The following is a 20,179-nucleotide window of genomic DNA, read 5'->3' on the forward strand; positions in this document are numbered from 1 at the left end:
TGGAATTATGACAACAATTAATGGAGCGGACAATTCTGTCCGTGGAAGATTTGCATCAGCATTACTCACTCGAATAAGAAGGCGTGCTGATGGCTCTGATCATGATCGTGTATTCGATGACAAGCCGTCAAAGAAATTATTTATCGGCAACCTGAGCCCTAAAAAAAGCCTGTCTGCAGTTTCATCAATTTATTCAAAAACGGCTCCTTCATCCGCGGGTTTTGATGTCCTTATCAATAAAGCAGACATTAAGCGTGCTGTCCTCTCAATCAAGGTATCAGCAGCTTTATATTACAAAGTATATCCAACACGAGAAGAACAGCATGAATGTTTTGACCAACAAGAGAGAGGCGTTTTCAGTCGGGGCCTTGATAGCCAGGATGCGGAATTTTCTGGAGAGGAGGGAGATTCCTCTGATTCTGGTTATCACCTTCGGGCTGTGTATAAAAAAATCAAACCGGAACCCGTTCTGATTGAAAAAAGCATTTCAACATTAGTAGGTCCGGATTTTTCTGGCGAAGGTTCGTTCACTGAAGTTGATAAAATCGTCAAAAATGCAAAGGAAGCCTTCGAAGCTGATGCCAGCAGATACCGGCAGAGAGCCCATACGGCAAGAGATGCCGCGGGAAGGGAACGAGAGGAAATGGTTCCCAAAAGCGCTCTTGAGTCTGATGAGTCGTGGAAGTCATATCTAAAGGCGTGGGGGGACAAGATACCCGATCCCAAATGGAAAATGCAGTTAGCATACCGGATTTCGGACTTCAATGCAGAACGCATCAAGCTGACTCTGATCCTTGAGAATGCATGTGAGGAAAATATTGAGCGGAGCGATATTGAAAATTCATTATTTGAAACATTCCTTGCGGCCATTCCGAAAAATTTCACCTTCAAGGATTATATCCTCGATTACCTGAAAGATGATTACAAATATGACGGCAATATTCATGCTGGCGGAATAAACTGCTCCACTGTAACGGAAGGTAATGCGATATTCATCGAGCATATGCCGGTTTTCATTCAAAAAAAATACAAATCAAAAGAGCCGATAAACCCAGAATTTAAAGTGCTGTCAGAAAATCCCATCCCTCTTCTCGAAGCCCTTCATTTAAAGATGAAAAGGGCGGTGGTTGATCTTGAATCTGATTATCAAAGAAGAACCGATCTAACTGCCGAAGGGAAACGGCGCTTCCGGGATGATATTGATCAATTCATTGCTGAGGCAGGCAGGTTCAAGGCAGGCATCGAAGCGCTTAAAAAGAGCAAAGAGGCGATGGAAGCGTTTTCGCTCATGAACGGAGCATTTGCACAATCGAGCAAAGGGTTTTCTTTATGGCACCTATTCCAGATTGTCTTCATTGTTATGGAAATTCCGGACATTTTAGCTGCATCTGGATACGGCAGCTCTGATACTGTGAATGATGTTGATTTAATATACTTCCCCACCGGCGGCGGGAAAACTGAGGCTTATCTCGGTCTTGTAGTCTTCACAATATTTTTCGACCGGCTGCGAGGCAAATGTGACGGAGTATCTGCAATCACCCGCTTTCCGCTTAGGCTGCTCTCGCTGCAGCAGCTGCAGCGGATTGCAGATATTTTCGCCCAAGCAGAAAAATTGCGCAGAAGCCATAAGATAATTAGTTCAAAAGAATACGCACCCTTCAGCACCGGATATTATGTTGGCGAGGCCAACACACCTAACAAATTATATGAGGCCGGCTCGAAATATGGTGAGAGAAAAGATGCGATAAGCCCAATCAATTCCGATCCAGCTCTTCAGGAAAAGTATAAAATAATTTCTCGCTGCCCCTTCTGCGGCAAAGATTCTGTTGCCATACGGGGAGATACTGAATCTCTACGCATTATTCACCAATGCACAAACTCAAGTTGCAGAGAGGAGATTCCGGTTTATATTTCAGATCAGGAAGTCTACAGATATCTTCCAACATTCATAATATCAACTCTTGACAAGCTTGCCTCAGCTGGATCGAGTAAAGAATTTAAGTCAATTTTCGGAAAAGTCACAGGAAAGTGCCCACGCCACGGATATGTATCGGGAGATCACTGCCTATATTGGAAAAAACCATATTTTTTCGATGATCCGAACCTCTGTACGATCGATAGTTATCTGCCAGTTGATTTGCATGATCCAGTTCCTACTCTCATAATTCAGGATGAGATGCATCTTATTCGCGAATCGCTCGGGACCTATGATTCACATTATGAAACATTTCTTGAACATTACATGAAGGAACTCTCTGGTGGAAAACCTGTAAAAATTATTGGGTCCTCAGCAACCATGACTGAATATTGGGAGCAGATTCGCCAGCTCTATATGAAGAGGGGGCATCAGTTCCCGTCAAACAGGTCTTTCTATGCTGAAGAAGATCAAAATGAAACCGCACGGCTGATTGCGGGGGTTATGCCGCATAATAAAACCGTAATTTTTGCTGTCCTTGACGTCATCAAATTCTTCTATAAAGAAATTCAGGAGATGAAAAGGCAGCCGCAAAAAGCATTGGAAATGGATATTGGTTTTTCATCTGAAGAAGAAGTGATCTCAACTCTCAAAGATTATGACTTGGGGTTGAGCTACAATCTTGTCAAACTTGAGGGGGATGCGATCAGCCAGTCAATAAAAACGATGGTCAATGTTGATCTGAAAAGAGACGGAATCCGTGAAATGGCAACAGCTCGGATGACGGGGGATGTCACCTTCAGTGATGTTAAAGAGATTCTTTCAACCGTTGAAAGCGCAGAACCCGACTCCCATCTTGATTTGATTGTTGCCACGAGCATGATCTCTCATGGAGTAGATATTGATAAAATGAATTTCATGGTTTTCCGCGGGATGCCGAGAAATACTGCTGAATATATTCAGGCATACAGCCGAGTTGGAAGGCGCTATCCCGGGATCATATTCGTCGTTTTCAATCCTGCAAGGGAGCGGGATCAAAGCTATTACAAATATTTTGAAAAATACCATGAGTACAAAGACATTCTCGTAGAGCCTGTGCCGCTGAACCGATGGGCAAAATTTGCAATCAACCGGACACTGCCGGGAATTTTTTCTGCCTGTGTAATAAATTTCCTGGATGGCCAAAGCGGAAAAAGCCCGTATATGTCAAATGATTTTCGGAAGGCATTTGACAGCAGAATAATCTCAACGGAGCAGATAACCGATTTCATCCTTTCGTGCTACCAGTGCGCTGGGCAGGATATGGGGCCGTTTTTTGAAGGATATATCTGCCAGAAAATTCAGGATTATATCGATCAAATTCTCAGTCAGGATGAAAATTCTTTTATTCCGTTTTCACTATCTGACAAGCCAATGAGCAGCCTTCGCGATACGGACATCCCCATTGAAATATCCCCTACAAGAGAAAGTTTCGATCCAATGAGAATGGTCAGTGTGCAACATTCAAGGAGCGTGGAATAATGAAGAGAGGAAAAAGCCAAGTCATTTTCCGGTATCTGCCAGAATGCGTCATCGATCATTCAGATACACAGGCAATTGCAAAAATATCTTCTTGGGATGCTGTCAAATCGGAATCAATTAATGAATCCCGCCTTGCATCTGAAGTGCTCAGCCGTATGGAGCGGTTCAGAAAAAGGCGGGGATATCCTCAAAAACCCCATTCCGGCTCTTTTGTTTTTCTGGAGCCGAGCTCAATAGAGGCTGAGCTTTTTCCGCTCACCTTTGTTTGCGAAGGCTGCGGCAAGGCGTATTCATTCGATAAAATTGAAAGGTTCCGCTATCAATTCGAAAAAAGAAGCTACCGCTGCACATGCGGTGGAAATTTGCGTCAGCTTGACATGATAAGTTATCATGGATGCGGGAAGATATCGGGTCTTCAGGTTCGAGCATGCGCAACTCATGGATATGATTTCATAACTCTTGAAACAAACAACAGCAGCCGCACGTCCAACTGGCGCTGGCGGTGCAAGATCTGCGGTGCTGAATCTGGCAAAGTTATGGGATGGTGCAGTGACTGCGATCAGCGGATGGAGACGGCACCATTCAGAAAAAGCCAAGTGTTCTATCCCCATTCAATCTCATTAATCAATACTGCAGGATTCGCAAATCCGAGAGATTACGAAAATCTTGATCTTCTGAAATTATTTATAGCGAATTATCTCGGGATCATTTCTGGGGATGAATTCAATAATTTTCAAAGAACGTCAAAAACGGATTCAAGAAATGCTGACTCTGACCGTGTCAGGCAGGATCTCATACAAAAAGGCGTCCCTAAAGATCTCATCGACACGATTATCGGTACATTGGATGGAACAGACCAGCAGACGAGGCGCGGTGATGCTATTCATCAAGTTGACAGCATCATTACGGGAGACGGCGAAAAGCTTCGGACGCTCGTATCCTCTCTTCAAAGTTTTCGGGATACCATCAAACTCCCCGGAGCAAAAGACATTGACAATGTTTTGCATGAGGCGCGGAGCAGAAATGATCCAAACCTTGATCGAATTCTCCGATTTCCAGATCGTCTCAAACAAGCGGGCATCAGTGAAGCATATGTAGTCAGTGATCTGCCGGTTGTATCCGCGGTTTTTGGGTATTCCCGATCAACGACAAATCCACAGGAATGCACATTGAGGGGTTTTAATCCGGATAAAAAATATGCGGATAAAACTCCGGTATACGTAAACCCGACAGAAACTGAGGGCATTGTCCTGATCTTTGACCGCTGGAGGATTCTCCGCTGGCTTCAGGAGAACAAGATCGTTTCAGATATCCCAGACAAAGACGATGAGAGAGGCCTCAAGCAATGGTTCCTGACGCGGATCCATCAAGAAGACATCCCCATTTATGACGAGATTCCTGATATGCTGGCTGAAACCAAGAATGTGTACACCCTCATTCATACTATGTCGCATGTGCTTGTCAGAAAGGCTGCAGGCCTCGTTGGCATGGATAAGGACTCTCTTGCAGAGATTATTTTCCCGAACGTTCCTGCCATTGCCATTTACACAAACAATTCGCACGATTTCCAGATCGGAGGAATGCACACATTATTTGAAACCGGCATTATCCCATGGATTGATATGGCGATGGAAAGTGTTGAGACTTGCCTGTATGATCCGGTCTGCATTTCATCGGATGCCTCATGCCATGCATGCCTCCATCTCAGCGAGATATCATGCATGCACTTCAACCGCGATCTTGGGCGGCATTATCTGATCGGGAGGAAAGACAGCCGCGGCCGGATGCATGGATATTGGGAGAATGAATTCCTGAGAAGGCTACAATAATGGTCTACGAAATAGCAACCCGTTTGAAGGATCCTGTTGCAGTAAGTAAAGTTGAGAAATTATTGAAATCTATGCAAAAGGGCTCTCTGATAATTCGAGGCACAGATATATTGGATAAATTGGAGCATTCATGTCCAGAAGCGGCAAATCCCGCGATGCTGTATGATCTCATGCACGCAGGAGTGCTCAAAAAAGAATCAGCGGCAGCAAGCATCGAGGATTATCATTTTAAATTTGACTTCAGAAGATTATCATCGATATTTCAGAAAGAAATTTTTGCAGCTGAAGTGATTCGGGATTTTGAGAGAAGAAATATCAGTGAGAATTCTCTTGAAATTTCCTATGCTGCGACAATTCCGCCGAAATTCAGCATCAGCAATTTTGAAATTAAAGAAATTTATCCAAGCCTCATACGGATTATTGCTGCGGCGAATCATAATTTGTGGATAATCAATCCATTTTTTGATGAGTATGGTGCAAAGAAATTGCTTCCATCACTTGTCGGTGCTGCAAAAAATGGGATAACGATTCGGATCCTTGGGCGTGAAATCTGCCGAGGATCCGAACATGAATTCATTAAGCCGATCGAATACATTGCCGCTGAGTTCAGCGATGAGAATCTATCTGAACATCTTGAGATCCGGGATTTTTATCACATGGATAAAAAAGGGAATCAAATCTATGCCCTTCATACAAAAATGATGATTGCTGATGATATGTTTGCATATATCGGTAGCGCAAATCTCACAAAACACAGTTTAAAAAATAATTTTGAAATTGGAGTCATTCTGAAAGGACCTGGAGTAAAGCCACTGGTTGGACTTACTGTTCATGTATGGGACAATTCATCCCATGTTGATTTAGATAAAGTGAAAACCGTTTGAGGATAAATGGATGAATAAACATGGCTGACCTAAAAAATGGTATTTTAGATATTTTTTGCGGGGCGGGCGGTCTCAGCCTTGGATTTCTTTATGAGGGATTTGATATTGTTTATTCCAGCGATATTGATTCACAATCGATTGAAACGATCAGCTGCAACCATAAGAAAATTCAATCAGCAAGAGGGCAGGAGAACTATCATTACTCTGAAGTTGAAGATATCCGCCATCTGGATGCTGAAAAAGTAAAGAGAATTTTTAGAGAGCGCGGCTATCGAGTTCAGGGAATAATTGGAGGCCCGCCATGCCAAGGTTTCTCCAATGCCAACAAACAAACTCGATTTATCGACAATCCAAATAATTCCCTATTCAAGGAATATCTGCGCCTTATAAAAGGTCTTGATCCTGATTTTATCGTTTTTGAAAATGTTGTCGGTTTTTTATCAATGGGAAAAGGGAAAATCAAAGAAGAAATTATTTCTGCGTTAAGTGATTTGGGCTATACTGCCAAAGACAAAGTTATAGATTCAGCATGGTGCAGGGTCCCTCAACACCGCAGGCGTGTTTTCATCGTAGGGATAAAACCTGAAAAAGCAAAAGATGAGTATAGAGATAAGATCAGCTTTCCTGGAAAGACAAAGAAAGATTTCATTACTGTTAAACAAGCAATATCGGATTTGCCGATAATCGGGATGGGGGAGAAGCGGGCAATTCAACGATATGCAAAAAAATCTTCAATAAATGACTACACAAAACAAATGAGAGCGGCGTCAAATCTGAATATTAAATCAAGTGCTGTTCTCAATCATGTTACAACTCAGAGCAATGACCTTGTCCTTCAACGATACAAACACATCCCTCAAGGAGGAAATTGGCAAGATCTGCCAGATTATCTGCTGAAAAACTATGCAGATAAATTCCGCTGCCATTCATACATTTACAGAAGACTTGAAGACAACAAGCCAAGCATTACAGTGAGCAATTTCAGGAAATGCATGTTTATACATCCTACTCAGAACCGTGGACTTTCTATCAGAGAGGCGGCACGTCTGCAGTCATTTCCTGATTGGTATGAATTCAAAGGATCAATGCATGGATCTCAGCAACAGGTTGCTTGTGCAGTGCCACCATTGATGGCAAAATCTGTAGCACAAAAAATTAAGAAAATGCTGAAATGATTCGATTATTATGACTGACTGCTATTCGAAGGAAATCCGAAGCAGAGTAATGTCAAATATTCATTCAAAGAATACACTCCCTGAATTGCAGTTAAGGAAACTTCTTTGGAGCAAGGGGTTCCGTGGGTATAGGATCCATAATAAAAACCTGCCTGGAAAACCGGATATTATTTTTTCGTCGAAAAAGGTGGCTATATTCATAGATGGCTGTTTTTGGCATGGTTGTCCAGATTGTTATGTTAAACCAAAATCGAACAAGAAGTATTGGCTGCCAAAAATTCAACAAAACATTGAACGAGATCTGAAAAACAAAAAATCTTTAGAGTCAATGGGGTGGTTTGTGATCAGGATTTGGGAACATGAATTGAAAATTGATGCCCAATCTGTCTTTAAAAAAATAAGCGAATATCTTCAATAAAAAGTGAGACATTTCATTCAAATAGTAATTCTTCAGGCCGTCGGTTTTTAACTTTGTTCTCGTACTGCGTATCGACATCTGCGAGGAACGATTCAATACTCGGATACCCGTCGTCGTGAACGATTTTCAAGGCAGTTTCGGCAAGTTTTTTTCCATTGATCAGAAGGATCGGGTAACTGTCCTCAATGATCTCTCGCTGTACTGACTCTGAGAAATAACTCGTCGTAACGTACGCACCAACCCAACCTCTCTTTAATCGAGCAACGGTCCGTGCAATATGCGTCCCGCTCGTCGGTGTATCTGGAGATTCGCATTTTGCTTGTCCGAGAAGGATCACCTTAACTTTTCCAAAGCCAAAACCGATATCCAATCGTCCATAAAAATCCGCACCGTGATCGCGACTTCCCGGAGTGATCCACCCCTCCTTGTACATCCCGCCAGTCTCTTTAATATACCGTGCGGTGATTATTGATGCCAATGCTTCAAACCGGCTTTTCTTTGTATAAAACTCATAAATCTTGTTGAGTGCTATCTCTTCTCTGCTATTGGGATTTGGCTGTTGCTCGGCAGTGGTTGCAACAAGCAACTTGGAAACATATCGTCTATTTCTCTCTAACGATTTGGGCCCGTTCTTTATCCAATTCTTCCATGACTCTGGGGCTTTGCTAAGGGTATTTTCAATCGTTATTTCAGGATTTCTTCTGTCATTAATCCAGTCCCATTCAAATTCCTCATGCTCTTTTCCCATATCGAAAATTACAAAATCAAAAGCATAATTGGGAAAGGCCCTTTCTTTTGCTCGGTCATATTGCGTGATCAGTTCGACATTTTGGATAATTCCAAACCCATTGAATTCAACATATCCTTTCGCCTTGTCGTTTCGGCTTACGGCACGATAAAAAAGAAGGGGGATAGCGTGCATCCTCAATTGATTGTCTAACGTTGAATGAATTTTATAGGCATCCAATAGTACTTTGTTTCCCGGTGCTTCGGCGGGATTTTTTCCAGGCTCTTTATTGTCGCCATAATAACGGATATGTCCGTTATCTGGATCGAACGTATCCTGCCAAGGAGTATCATGACTGCCAATCTTGTGCGGGCTGCTTCGTATCAGAATCGCTGGCCTTCTTGATCCCTCAGGAACGCGAATAAATCCTATCGGATTAATGCCGCTATCGAGTTGTGCTAATGCTTGTCCTTGTAGACAGGTTGTGAAAAAATGATTGGGATAACCATCAATCTCAGCAGATTCTGGACTGTAAGGGCGAGCATATCTGAAAACCTCTCCAATTTTTAGCTTTGACATATGAAATCTCCAATCAAACGGAATTTTCTCCAGATTTATCAATTACTCATTGAATCCAGATTATTTTTAACCTTGATAAATTTCTCTAATGGGTTTTTTACGACAAATGGAAATTATCATTCAATCTCGGCATTAAATGTGAATCATAAAAGTCAATTCACTCACTAGAGAACTACAAATATATCTCCAATCTAAAGACCATCATGCAGGAGTCGGGTATTTGAATCGATGTGAAGGATGTAAACTCCAAAAACGTGATATCGAACACAGAATATGCATCCCTCCCCCTACAGGGAAAATACGAGGATGTCTTATATCAAGGGATCCGACAACCGAATTCAGAAAGCCATTGAAAGAATACCGGCAAATTTCAAGTGACCATAAAGGCATTTTGTGGCTGAATGCTCCACCCTGCTGGCTCTGTCAGAAGATCAAGGATTTCATGGGATTTAATGAGAATTCTCAAGACCTGATCAAATTGCGGAAATTTCTCAATTATGAATGCTACTGGACACACCTGCATAAATGCCCCACATTCAAACCAGCAAATAATGATCTTCTGAACCAATTGGATAATGAGAGACAGTACTATCCTTCTTTTCATTATCACACCGCTAAGTATTGTGCGGACCAGTGGTTTGAATTCGAATTCAAGAAATACGGGTTAAAAGACAAAATTATCATCACCCTTGGAAGGGATGTTGAAAGATATTTCAAGCAACGGCCATTGCGACATCCCGATGAAACCAGTACTCGAATCATTACCCTACCCCATCCATCAAGTGCGAACTGTGGAAATGGCTGGTCATGGAACAAGAATTCAGGACAAAAGGAATTAGTCGTCAAAGAGATTGCCCAATTGTTGCAGTTACTCTAAATATAAACCGGAAATTTAACGATCAGGTACAGGACTTGCAGAGAATCGCAAATTATCTGAGACAATAATTCTCACTAAGGAACGTTTCACGTTCCTTCCAACCGGCCACAATAACCGCCCCATTTCCCAATCCAGCCAATAATTTTCATCCGTTTTTCCCAAAAACCGTTTCATAATCAAAGCAGATACTCCCCGACGTCCTATACTAATATGTCCAAAGGAGTTCTGCAGAACCCCGCGGACGAGAAGAATGACGGTGTCATTCTTCGCTGTCAAAGGGGCCCTGGAGACACCAAGCAAAAACGGTTCAAAAACGCCCGGGAACAACGGATGGCGGAGTCATCCTTCACGATTCCCGGGCCGTGTGAACCTGTTTAAAAAACAGAAAAAATGGAGGTTCTGACGATCTCGGAACTCGAAGAATTCTCGCGAATTCTTCTCAACCTCGAGGTCTGAAGACCTCTTCGGAGACAACAAACATGGCAGATTTCGTACAATCAAGCGAAACAAAGAACGCGGTCCGCACCCTTGCGGCCCCGATATCGGACGTGACAACGTTCGATGGTATCGTACAGCAGGTCATCGCCACAAACCCCTTCGGGTGCGTGGACTACATGACCGCAGGAACAAACCACCCGGGGGTTGAGAAGACCCGGGAAGCACACACGGTACGGCTCGTGTACCAGGACACCAACGCAAAGACCACAGGGACCGGTACCCACCGGTTCAACAGCGTGGCCGGCTACACGGCCGGCTCAGCCGTCCTGATGGCGGCAGCCGAACTGACCGCAGCACACACGGGCACACCGGCACATGACCCGGCGGACGACTCGTTCTCCACAACGGTCCGGTGCCACGACCCCAACGGCGAGCTGTACAACGTGACGTTCAGCCGCGACCGGGTCACGGTCCAGTCCTATTCGGACGACGCGATCCTCGCAAAGGTCGAGACCTGGGCGGACACCGTGCCGCAGCTGGCCTGAGAAGGAAGGATCATGGACAACGAAGTTCTGATAACGGCAGCATTCCTCGGTGCAGGATTGCTGGCCTACGTCATCATCCCCGGTCTCCTCGTCATCTGGGACCGGGTACTCGACTACATGGGCGGGTACTGAGAAGAGAACGAAGTGTGAAATCAACCGGGGCAGGGTTAACTCCCTGCTCCTCCGTTTTTATTTTTTTGATGAGTCCAGACCGGGAACGGGTACGGAGTTGACGCGACCGGCCATGACCTATGCGCATCCCGGCAGACCGGCCAACTCGCAACATTTCAAATAGTTCCAGGGAAATATATTGCTGACAGGAAACCAGAGGTGAACAGTATGGCAAAACCCATCGAGATTGGGCTGGTGCTGGAGGGGGATGACGCCCGGAGGTTCCACAAATACATGGAAGACCCGAAGATTACAAAAGAAGGGCGTAAACTCATCCGCGAAGCCATCAAAATCGCAAAGAAAGAAAAACTCTATGCCTGAGCTTACCTATTTTGATTTGGTTTTCAAGCCTCTCGATGCAACTGACGATGTATCTTCTTTTCATTCAACTGAGCAGGAACTGGACGATTTTTTAACAGAAGATGCGCTCAATAACCAGGCGAACCGGCTCTCTGCAACATTTCTTGCCTTCTGGAATGACGACGTGGTTGGATACTTCACATTGATCAACGACAGCATTGTCGCAGAAGCGGTTCATGAGTCGGACCGCGAACCCACCTGGGAATACCGCAAATATCCTGCAATCAAGATCGCCAGGATGGCACGCCACCGCGATTTCGATGGTTATGGTATCGGTACCAGCATGCTCCTCCGGATTTTTATCATCGTCCTGCATGTCTCGCAATTTACCGGCTGCCGTATCATAACGGTTGATTCCAAGCCCGGCGCAGCCGGCTGGTACCAAAAGAAGGGTTTTACCCTCGCACAGATGAAACCGCGTGAAGATACTGTACCACTCTATATGGACTTCCACCGGTTTGTGTCCGAGGAAGAGCAGCGTGTACTAACATCCCTTCACGACTTTTAAAATAATTTTCCTTGTCCTTTGCGTAACAAGCCCACGCCGGTTGTGGGGCGGGACAGGGAAATTGCAAAAAAAGAAAGTTACGCCCGGGACCTCTTCTTCCTGCGTTCCTTAATCCCGGCAATGACCTTGTCAAAATCCTTAGGAAGCCACTGCTTACGCTCTTTTGTATAATCTTTCATCTGCATGGATGGCCTGCCGACTGAACGGATCGGTTCAGTGGTGCGGTTTTTTCATCTTTTGTTTTTTCTGCCGTTCAAGCAATCTTCCCTTTACGGTATCGAGATCGTCAGGCAGCCACTCATGACGCTCTTTGGTATAGTCCCCGGTCCCGGTCTCGTAGCTCTGGATGAACCGTGCCATGTCGACCGGCCCGAGTGTCTTTGTAAGTGCGTGAATACCCTCTTTCCGTATTTCACTGATTGTTTTCATCGGCTGACACCTCCATGAGCCAGTGCACCGGGTTCTCCACCCGGACTGTTATTGCCGGATCTCTCCTGGCAAAACTAATAATCCTATTGTCAGTTGTAAGAAGAATAGCTTTTCCGCTCTGTGCGCATGCAAGATGGAGCGCATCATATAATTTCAGGCCCGATCTCTGGAATTTTGTCACGTGCTGGAATATCGTCTCATCCAATTCGATATACTCGTTAATAAGCGCCAGTTTCTGTTCTACTTTCATCCGCTTCTCGACATCCGGTATCAGGGTAATCTCATCATCGATAGCAACACTCCCGACGAGTTCCCAGTCACGGGTACACCGGTCAAGGATTGATAAGATCGCTTCAGCCTATGAGTGGGTCGTCAGGACCCCGAAGATGAGAAGATTTCATCAGAAATCTTCGCTATCAAGCCGGATTTTTTTATTCTGGAGATCGTCAAATGGCCGGCACAGGCAGCATACATCGAGGTAGATTTTTATGTGTGCCATTCTGGTTGTCTATTCTCCTGCGCTGCCAATAAATGATCGCATCTGTTCTTCTGGACAGATCCCATGTCAAAAAGTATGATCCCCGGTTGATGATAGTATCCGGTGTAGAGTCCCAGTACTATACCACAAGCGAGGTAACCGCCGTTTTTGAGGATACCCTTGCAAAACAGGTCCCGCGTTTCCTCGTGAAATACCAGGGCGTCGTGGACCGTCTTGATACGAAAAAGGTACGGAAAATTAAGGATACGTATCTGGAACTGACAAAAAGAAATGAATAACCGTTTTGCCCGGACGACATTGTCCCTGTAGCCGTCCTGATGGCGGCAGCCGAACTGACCGCAGCACACACGGGCACACCGGCACATGACCCGGGGAACGACTCGTTCTCCACAACGGTCCGGTGCCACGACCCCAACGGCGAGCTGTACAACGTGACGTTCAGCCGCGACCGGGTCACGGTAACGTCCTACTCGGACAGCGAAGACCTTGCGGTCTTCTCGTGCTCCGGGTCTTTCGACCCTACGCAATTCGAAGCCCGATGGCTTCTCCTGTCTCATTTCTGAAGAAATTCGACACAACGCATCCTCGCAAAGGTCGAGACCTGGGCGGACACCGTGCCGGCCCTGGCGTAGGGGAGGTCGGAGATCATGGAAAATGTTGAGGTTCGCAGAGCCGAAACAGGAGAATGTCGAAAGTCATCAGACTTGAGACATGAGAAGACTAAAAAAGTCTTCGAAGAACCCGGTTCTTCGACCGAAGTGCAGATAACACTGATCTTCCTCGGCGCCGGAATCCTGGCGTACGTGGTCATCCCCGGGTTTTCGTATTCCGAACCGTAGGTGAGGACGAGAAGAACGAAGTTCTTCGCTGTCTGGGACAGGGTCCTCGATTACATAGCCGGGTACTAAAAAGAACGAACGGGTTGTTCACATTCGTGTGAAGATCGAGCCATCGGCAGGGGAGAGATCCCCTGCCCCATTTTTTTTAAGGGACAAATTCAGCTGGCCACACAAGCTCCTTTATAGTCTCCAACATAAACACTGGTGTGATACAGGAATGACCGCAATACCCCGGAAATATATCACCGACGCCCGGAACCAGAAGCAGGCGGTAATTGTCGATCTTGAAACCTTCAACCGGATGGAATCCATTATCGAAGATAACGGTCTTGCAAAATTCATGGAGGAAGCAGAAGGGGATGAAACCCTGTCAGTCCACGAAGCCAGAAAATTCTATAAATCATTGAAAAAGGATTGAGATGCCGGCCTGCAAATATAAGAAAATTTTCCTCAAAGACCTGGCATCGTTGCCCAAACGTTATCGCTCCCGGATCGAGCGGCTGGTGTTTGATGAGATCCCGGCCCCGGAGGATATTTTTCTCGATTTTGATATCCACAAGATGAGAGGATATGATTATTACTACCGCATTCGTACGGGAAAATACCGCATCGGATGCAAGGTAACCACAGAGAACGGGATCATCTTTTACCGGGTAAAGAGCCGGGAAGAAATTTACCGGGTCTTTCCTTGAGTCATAAAAAGAACCGCACTTTCCATTCAGGGTGAAATCAACCGGGGCAGGGGAGAGATCCCCTGCTCCATTTTTTTAAAGATCTTTTTGGGGACCCCAAATATTCAGATATAGTACACATGCAGATTTTTCAAACGCGCTCTCACTGATAATCTCCCTGTCCTATCACGAGAAAAACGATACGGAGAGGTGGGTGATGGCTCCTGAAAAAAAGCTTAATCCAGATCCAGCAGGTCCCGTATGAGGGCGACAATTGCCAGCCTCTGCTGTTCACTGATTGCGCCGATCCGGTGCTGGAACCGGTCCCGGTCCAAAGCAACGATCTGGAATACAAGTGCGATACTCTCATCATCAAGGCCGTTGTGGGGTGTCGGTGTAATGGTAAGCGTGTGGGAGAATCTGGCAGTACTGAGCGTTGTCGTACATGGTACAGCAATGGTCAGGCCATTTGCATCTCCTACGATAATCGCGGGGCGGATTCCCCTCTGCTCATGCCCTTTTGCATCTGAGAGATCCACAAGCCAGATATCGCCGTTCTTCATCCATCACTTCTCCAGTGATTTTAAGGATGCACGCTGCCAGATGCCGGTCTCCTTTTTCAGCTCTTCGAGGTCCCCGGGAGTGGGCCGGAACAGGAACTCCTTTGCTTTTGATATTCCGAGAGCGATCTGGGCCTCCGAATAGAAGGGTTTCAACCTCTTGACCTGCCTTAACGCTTCGAGCGGATCGCAGTTCTGCCGTAGTGCGTAATACCCATACGTTGCTCCGACTTCGAGAGGAACGGGCTTTAACCCGAAGATCCTGCCGAGCTCTCCAGCGGTCTCCCTCTCCGCAGAGCTGAGCCGGGATTCCGTGGTTAAATGCTCGAAATCTCCCTGAAATTCAAACAGATCCTGAGTCAGATCCGGAGAATATGGTCCCCGGACATAAATGCTGCAGGGATATCCAAGATTGATGCCCCTGAGTTCAAGAAGACAGACGACTTTTTGTGCAACCAGCCGGTCATCGAACCGTGAGACAGCGAATTCAAAGCCAAGTTCCTTGAAGAAGGCAATTACTTTTTTGTGTTTTTCCATATTCATGCTCCGCAGTGGAGGAACCTGCACAGCCAGGCTTTTGTTCTTTTCCATTCATCCTGTCCTTCGGGCGTGATGATATAGAGTTCGAGTTCTTTACCTTCCGAGGTGATCTTCTCTGAAGTGAGGTAGCCCATGTCTTTTAAGACATTGAGGTTTGCGAATAATACTCCATCATTGATGTCAAGCGCCGCTTTGAGTTCGCGATACGTAGCCCCGTCAAGCCCGAGAGCGGCAAGGCTTGCAAGCAGTTTGAATCGAACGAGGGAGAATACTTTTGAATTGAGCGCTTCGGATTCGTTTAAGATGGAGAGGATGTCATTCTGCATTTTTGGTTCTCTCCTTTTCACAATGATTGGTTACCCGGGTTATTTACTTTACTATTTACTTAAAGTTTAAAGTAAATGAAAGAAGGGGTCGGGGCAGGGGAGAATGTTGAAGGTCATCAGACCTGAAACATGAGAAGAGTTCATCAGTACTCTTCGAACTATCCCCCCCCCTCCTTTTTTTTGGATGAGTCCTTACCGGGAACTCTTCTTCCTGCGGGGCTGCGATTGTTTTAAAAGATACTTCAAGCAGGTCAGTACGAAATAACCCCAAGGCCAGGGACCTTCTCAAAATGCCGGTCACGGGCGATGACCATCGAATCGTGTGCGAGGGCAAAGGCCGCGATCACCTCATCAAAATCTCCGATCCGGACCCCCTGCCGCGCAAGCGTGGCAGAAAGGTACCCAAAGGCATGATACACCGCATCGGTAAACGGCAGCTCCTCCCAGAGGTTTAAAAAAATGAGAGCCTCTTTGATATTTTCCTCAACACAAACCGAATTATACGCCCCGTAATAGAGTTCAAGGATTGAAACGGGAGTCATCGATGGAGAGATGCCCCTGTCCTCAATATCCTTAAGGCATGCCATGGCACACGGATCATGACGGATCAGGTCGATGATAAATGAGGTATCAGCGACCGGCATCAGAAACTGACCTTTCGCAAAGAGCGGGATCGCATCTCTTTTGAAGCACGTTCAATCGAATCAGCAAGATCCGGGTTTGCCCCGATCTCTTCCAGTACTTCGGAGAGTCTCTTTCGTTTTGGATAATGCTCGATAATCACATCCGAAAAGCTCATCTTGTCCCCCCTCTTGAGACTTTTGAGCCGGTCATAGGCCTCATCCGTGATGCTGATCGTCCGGGTCGACATGATTATGTCTGTGTATGTATGTGTATATAATTCCGATCCCGATATGCTCCGGATGGGACCCGCCGGGCCCTGCAGGATCCGGCCGCTTTTTAAAAACCACCCCCATTTATCAGGTCCATTACTCCCAGATGGAGATGAAGTGAGCATGGAAACTGTAACGATCGCCCAAATCCAGAGCGAGGGATATATGGCCCTTGTTGATGCACTCGGACAAAGATGATGCAATCCGGTTTATCCGGAGTTACGATACAGGGCCCTTTGTTATCCGGGCGACCGGACGACAATCACCGGCCGTGTTGCGTTCATGGCCACGTCCTGCACCGTGCTCCCGACAAGGAAATCGTGAAGGCAGCCTTTCCCGAATGAGCTGATGCAGATGACCGACACATCCTCCTCTTCGGCAACCCTGACAATCACTCCGGCAGGGTCGCCGGTCTTCACAATCGCCCTGCACCGGATGCCCTGTGATGCAAGGCTGTCGCGGGCTGCGCCGATCCGGGCCTCCGCCTCCTTTTTTGCCTCTTTTGTCCCGCCGGTTGCCTTGCCCCCCGGTACGACATGGAGGAGGATGACCTCTCCTGCCCCCGCGACCCTGCCGGCAAGGGCTGTTGCATGTCCGGAGAACCGTGAAAAATCTGTCGGGCAGAGGACCCGTGAAAAGAGCCTTGGACAGAACTTTTCATAAGTCCGGCCGGTCAGGGTCTCGGTGATCTTGTGGCGCATGAACAGGACGTTTATACCGCCGGTGCGGCACAGGAGCGTCGACGGGATACTGCCAAGGAGCACCCCTGCCTTCACGCCCTTTACGTGAGCGCTGACAACGACAAGGCCGGCACCCCGCTTCTGTGCCGTTGCCAGTATCCCGTCTGCAATATCGGGCGATACCGTTGTCTCCAGCGACACCCTGATGCCCGGGTTGAGTGTTTTAAGGTAGTGCTGCGCCTCCGCAAGGGTCTTTTCAGCTGCCTGTTTTGCCAGAGTATCGGCGAGATCCGCCCCCATCGGGTAACCGGTCTCTCTGACAACGTGGAGCAGGATGACTTCCCGCACCTGCGGTATACCGGCGATACAATCGAGCATAATCTCTGCACGCTCTGAAAAATCTGTCGGGAAAAGCACCTTCTCAAACATACTTCACCCCGGCAGCAGCACCATCCGGCCTTGCAACAGGTACCATGAAATGCCAACCCCGCTTTCAAACAATACATACGGTTTTCGATATTTAAGGATATCTGGGTGGGGTTTTTTGGTGCGGCACCGGGATAAAAAAAAATTCATTGTTACACTTGTAAAAAATCCCCGCGCCCCGGCTCCGCTCCCACCGGCACGAAAAAATCCTGCCGGTCGTGCGGGACCGGCCCCACTGCCCTCAATATATGATAAAACAAATTTTTTTTAGTCTTCCTCCCTCTCCACGTGCTCCGGCCAGATGTAATCATCAACCGCCGGGTCCTGCAGGTCCTCATACATGTCCCGGAGATCACGGCCGGGATCCTGGTCCGGGTTTTCTGGATCCCACCCGTCATCGTACCTGCCACGCCCTGCATGCTCCTGCCAGTCACGGCCGCCACGGCGCGCCGCACGGCCTTTTCCCGCTCCCCGCATCACCACGCACCTCACCGGCTGTTTATTGTAAAAACAAAAATCAATGATTTTTTTAGGATTAAAAGTTTTTTAATAAGCAGCGGATCGATCCGGGCGCTCACCCTGGAGGCGCGGCCCGCTCCCCCAGCGCCAAAAGAAGCAGTGCCTGTGTGACGATCATGTTCTCAACCTCGATGAGACTGACGCTCTCGTTTGGCCCGTGGATCGCAGACCGTTCATGGTCCTCGCAGCCCCAGAGGACGAACTCTGCGCCCGGGACTGCACGCGACAGCACGTTTAACAGCGGGATCGTACCCCCGCCGCCGATCTCCTGGACCGGCCTGCGGTAGACCGCCTCCAGCACCTTTTTTGCAGCTTCATAGCCTCGCCCGCCGGTCGGGCAGATGAAACCTGATGATGTCCAGATGTCGCCGACCTCCACCTGCACGTGCCACGGGGCAACCGCCCGGAGATGGCCTGTGAGGAGCCGGACCTCCCGCTGCGGGTCAGATCCCGGCGCAATGCGCATGCTGATACGGGCACGGGCCTGCGGGATGAGGATATTTGCAGCATCCCTGACCGAAGGGGCATCGATCCCGATCACCGTGACCGACGGCTTCTGCCAGACTCTGGAGCTGATAGAGCCCGTACCGATCGTGTCAACACCGTCGGCCATGCCGGACAGCTTCCGGTACAGGTCTTCAGGGAATTCAGTTGCGGCCCCGGGATACAAAAAAAGATCGGGAATGGCAACATCGCCGCGTTCATCATGAAGGGTGGCAAGCATCCTGATGAGGGCGACCAGTGCGTCCGGGGCCGGGCCGCCGAACACGCCCGAATGGACCGCGTGACCAAGAGTCCTGACGGTGACGACACAGGAAACATCGCCCCGCAGGGTCGTGCTCAGGACCGGTTTTCCGGCTTCCAGCTTGCCCATATCAGTTATGACGAACAGGTCGCACCGGAACAGTTCCGGGTTCGCCCCGACAAACGCGCCAAGGTGACTCCCTGTCTCCTCCTCGCCCTCGATAATCACTTTTATCCCGACAGGGGGCCTTCCTCCAAGCGCCCTTAATGTCCCGGCGATGGTAATAATCCCCGACTTGTTGTCAGCGGCCCCCCGCCCGTAGAGGCGCCCGTCCCTGATCACCGGTGCCCACGGGCCGGTCTCCCAGCCGTCCTCCTCCCGTGCCGGCTGGACATCGTAATGGGAGTACAGGAGCACCACGGGTGCCCCCGGCGGGGCAGCGATCTCGCCGTACACGGCAGGGTACCCTCCGGGAATCTCGAGCAGGCGGGCGTCCGCCAGTCCATAGCGTCTTAAAAGGTCCACGGTCGCTGCAGCCATCCGGTGCACCGGTTCCGGGGGATAACCCGGGAACGCCACCGATGGTATAGCGACAAGGTCCCTGAAATCTTCGATGATGCCGGGCATGAACGCCCGGACGTTCCTGAACATCTCGCCGATGGCTCCGGGATCCGGGACAGTGGGCTCCATCTCTTCTCCGGATATATATCCGCCCGGGCAGATGAACACTACCGTTTGTGTCCCGCACCCCGTGGACCGGGCAACGTTGTGCACCCCGGCCTTTCCGGGAAACAAGCCCTCCGCACCGGTACGCTTCCCGTGCCAGGTGTTTACAGCCGGGAAATAAAAGTGCCGGTTTTTTTTTAAAAAAAATGCACCGTCACAAAACACAAAAACAGTATGCAATCGTACAAGGCAGGTCTTGTTGCCGGACTGCCGCGGACGGGAAAAAATCTTATTTTTACATATCTCCGAATGGAAAAGTTAATAGACCGGAGATATCCCGTGCCGGACTACCGGGAGACGACGAATAGACCGGGCCGGATCAGATAATTGTTTATTTTGCGATCGCAGAAAAGCTATCAAAGTGCGTATATACTAACAA

25 protein-coding genes are annotated in these 20,179 nt (G+C 47.8%); 14 read left to right on the forward strand and 11 right to left on the reverse strand.

What is annotated here, in order from left to right; all coding sequences use genetic code 11:
- Positions 1-7 precede the first annotated feature (7 nt).
- The 5 genes from OS112_01490 to OS112_01510 are packed head-to-tail and all read left to right on the forward strand — an operon-like array spanning position 8 to position 7,742.
- Positions 8-3,436, forward strand: coding sequence for a helicase-related protein (locus OS112_01490; protein ID WAC05330.1), 3,429 nt, complete (start codon positions 8-10; stop codon positions 3,434-3,436).
- A complete protein-coding gene (locus OS112_01495; protein WAC05331.1) occupies positions 3,436-5,265 on the forward strand; it encodes a hypothetical protein in 1,830 nt (609 codons plus the stop codon). Before OS112_01490 ends, OS112_01495 begins: the two co-directional genes overlap by 1 nt.
- Positions 5,265-6,149 (forward strand): phospholipase D-like domain-containing protein, encoded by an 885-nt coding sequence (locus tag OS112_01500; GenBank protein ID WAC05332.1) that lies wholly within the window; start codon positions 5,265-5,267, stop codon positions 6,147-6,149. The genes OS112_01495 and OS112_01500 overlap by 1 nt, the downstream gene beginning before the upstream one ends.
- 20 nt (positions 6,150-6,169) lie before the next feature.
- Positions 6,170-7,324: a DNA cytosine methyltransferase gene (locus OS112_01505; protein WAC05333.1), complete on the forward strand. Its 1,155-nt coding sequence runs from the start codon at positions 6,170-6,172 to the stop codon at positions 7,322-7,324.
- Positions 7,325-7,334: 10 nt separating this feature from the next.
- Positions 7,335-7,742: a very short patch repair endonuclease gene (locus OS112_01510; protein WAC05334.1), complete on the forward strand. Its 408-nt coding sequence runs from the start codon at positions 7,335-7,337 to the stop codon at positions 7,740-7,742.
- A gap of 13 nt (positions 7,743-7,755) precedes the next feature.
- Here OS112_01510 and OS112_01515 read toward each other — a convergent pair whose 3' ends face one another.
- Positions 7,756-9,048 carry a restriction endonuclease gene (locus OS112_01515; GenBank protein ID WAC05335.1) on the reverse strand — a complete coding sequence of 431 codons (1,293 nt, stop codon included), beginning with the start codon at positions 9,046-9,048 and terminating at the stop codon, positions 7,756-7,758.
- 349 nt (positions 9,049-9,397) lie between these two features.
- On the opposite strand from OS112_01515, the gene OS112_01520 reads away from it, so the two are divergent.
- From OS112_01520 to OS112_01535, 4 genes are all read left to right on the forward strand, one after another.
- Entirely contained in the window at positions 9,398-9,925 is a 528-nt protein-coding gene (locus tag OS112_01520; protein ID WAC05336.1) for a hypothetical protein, read from the forward strand.
- Between the two features lie 479 nt (positions 9,926-10,404).
- A complete protein-coding gene (locus tag OS112_01525; protein WAC05337.1) occupies positions 10,405-10,908 on the forward strand; it encodes a hypothetical protein in 504 nt (167 codons plus the stop codon).
- 339 nt (positions 10,909-11,247) lie between these two features.
- Positions 11,248-11,400, forward strand: coding sequence for a hypothetical protein (locus OS112_01530; GenBank protein ID WAC05338.1), 153 nt, complete (start codon positions 11,248-11,250; stop codon positions 11,398-11,400).
- A complete protein-coding gene (locus tag OS112_01535) occupies positions 11,393-11,947 on the forward strand; it encodes a hypothetical protein (protein WAC05339.1) in 555 nt (184 codons plus the stop codon). Before OS112_01530 ends, OS112_01535 begins: the two co-directional genes overlap by 8 nt.
- A 213-nt stretch (positions 11,948-12,160) precedes the next feature.
- Here the strand turns inward: OS112_01535 and OS112_01540 are convergent, their stop codons facing one another.
- Positions 12,161-12,376 carry a hypothetical protein gene (locus OS112_01540; protein WAC05340.1) on the reverse strand — a complete coding sequence of 72 codons (216 nt, stop codon included), beginning with the start codon at positions 12,374-12,376 and terminating at the stop codon, positions 12,161-12,163.
- Positions 12,360-12,626: a PIN domain-containing protein gene (locus OS112_01545; GenBank protein WAC05341.1), complete on the reverse strand. Its 267-nt coding sequence runs from the start codon at positions 12,624-12,626 to the stop codon at positions 12,360-12,362. Before OS112_01545 ends, OS112_01540 begins: the two co-directional genes overlap by 17 nt.
- 281 nt (positions 12,627-12,907) lie before the next feature.
- Between OS112_01545 and OS112_01550 the strand changes: the two genes are divergently transcribed.
- The 5 genes from OS112_01550 to OS112_01570 all read left to right on the forward strand — a co-directional run bounded on the left by OS112_01550 (position 12,908) and on the right by OS112_01570 (position 14,406).
- Positions 12,908-13,153: a hypothetical protein gene (locus OS112_01550; protein WAC05342.1), complete on the forward strand. Its 246-nt coding sequence runs from the start codon at positions 12,908-12,910 to the stop codon at positions 13,151-13,153.
- A 39-nt stretch (positions 13,154-13,192) separates the two neighbouring features.
- Positions 13,193-13,438, forward strand: a complete 246-nt coding sequence (locus tag OS112_01555) for a hypothetical protein (GenBank protein WAC05343.1) — start codon at positions 13,193-13,195, stop codon at positions 13,436-13,438.
- An 84-nt stretch (positions 13,439-13,522) separates the two neighbouring features.
- The gene (locus OS112_01560; GenBank protein WAC05344.1) at positions 13,523-13,714 is read left to right on the forward strand and encodes a hypothetical protein; all 192 of its coding nucleotides are present in this window, start codon (positions 13,523-13,525) and stop codon (positions 13,712-13,714) included.
- A 217-nt stretch (positions 13,715-13,931) separates the two neighbouring features.
- Positions 13,932-14,132, forward strand: a complete 201-nt coding sequence (locus OS112_01565) for a hypothetical protein (GenBank protein WAC05345.1) — start codon at positions 13,932-13,934, stop codon at positions 14,130-14,132.
- A 1-nt stretch (position 14,133) separates the two neighbouring features.
- Positions 14,134-14,406 (forward strand): type II toxin-antitoxin system RelE/ParE family toxin, encoded by a 273-nt coding sequence (locus tag OS112_01570; protein ID WAC05346.1) that lies wholly within the window; start codon positions 14,134-14,136, stop codon positions 14,404-14,406.
- Positions 14,407-14,621: 215 nt separating this feature from the next.
- On the opposite strand, the gene OS112_01575 is transcribed toward OS112_01570, so the two are convergent.
- From OS112_01575 to OS112_01610, 8 genes are all read right to left on the reverse strand, one after another.
- The gene (locus OS112_01575) at positions 14,622-14,948 is read right to left on the reverse strand and encodes a type II toxin-antitoxin system PemK/MazF family toxin (protein ID WAC05347.1); all 327 of its coding nucleotides are present in this window, start codon (positions 14,946-14,948) and stop codon (positions 14,622-14,624) included.
- A gap of 3 nt (positions 14,949-14,951) precedes the next feature.
- Positions 14,952-15,482, reverse strand: coding sequence for a hypothetical protein (locus tag OS112_01580; GenBank protein WAC05348.1), 531 nt, complete (start codon positions 15,480-15,482; stop codon positions 14,952-14,954).
- Between the two features lie 2 nt (positions 15,483-15,484).
- The gene (locus tag OS112_01585) at positions 15,485-15,811 is read right to left on the reverse strand and encodes a transcriptional regulator (GenBank protein ID WAC05349.1); all 327 of its coding nucleotides are present in this window, start codon (positions 15,809-15,811) and stop codon (positions 15,485-15,487) included.
- Positions 15,812-16,062: 251 nt separating this feature from the next.
- On the reverse strand, positions 16,063-16,455 hold the full coding sequence (locus OS112_01590; protein WAC05350.1) for a type II toxin-antitoxin system VapC family toxin: 393 nt from the start codon (positions 16,453-16,455) through the stop codon (positions 16,063-16,065).
- Entirely contained in the window at positions 16,455-16,682 is a 228-nt protein-coding gene (locus OS112_01595) for an antitoxin (GenBank protein WAC05351.1), read from the reverse strand. The genes OS112_01590 and OS112_01595 overlap by 1 nt, the downstream gene beginning before the upstream one ends.
- 261 nt (positions 16,683-16,943) lie before the next feature.
- On the reverse strand, positions 16,944-17,813 hold the full coding sequence (locus OS112_01600; GenBank protein ID WAC05352.1) for a universal stress protein: 870 nt from the start codon (positions 17,811-17,813) through the stop codon (positions 16,944-16,946).
- A 264-nt stretch (positions 17,814-18,077) separates the two neighbouring features.
- The gene (locus OS112_01605) at positions 18,078-18,302 is read right to left on the reverse strand and encodes a hypothetical protein (GenBank protein ID WAC05353.1); all 225 of its coding nucleotides are present in this window, start codon (positions 18,300-18,302) and stop codon (positions 18,078-18,080) included.
- Positions 18,303-18,384: 82 nt separating this feature from the next.
- The gene (locus OS112_01610; GenBank protein WAC05354.1) at positions 18,385-19,869 is read right to left on the reverse strand and encodes a M20/M25/M40 family metallo-hydrolase; all 1,485 of its coding nucleotides are present in this window, start codon (positions 19,867-19,869) and stop codon (positions 18,385-18,387) included.
- Between the last annotated feature and the right edge of the window lie 310 nt (positions 19,870-20,179).

Source organism: Methanoregula sp. (assembly GCA_026625165.1).
Taxonomy (GTDB): Archaea; Halobacteriota; Methanomicrobia; order Methanomicrobiales; family Methanospirillaceae; genus MVRE01.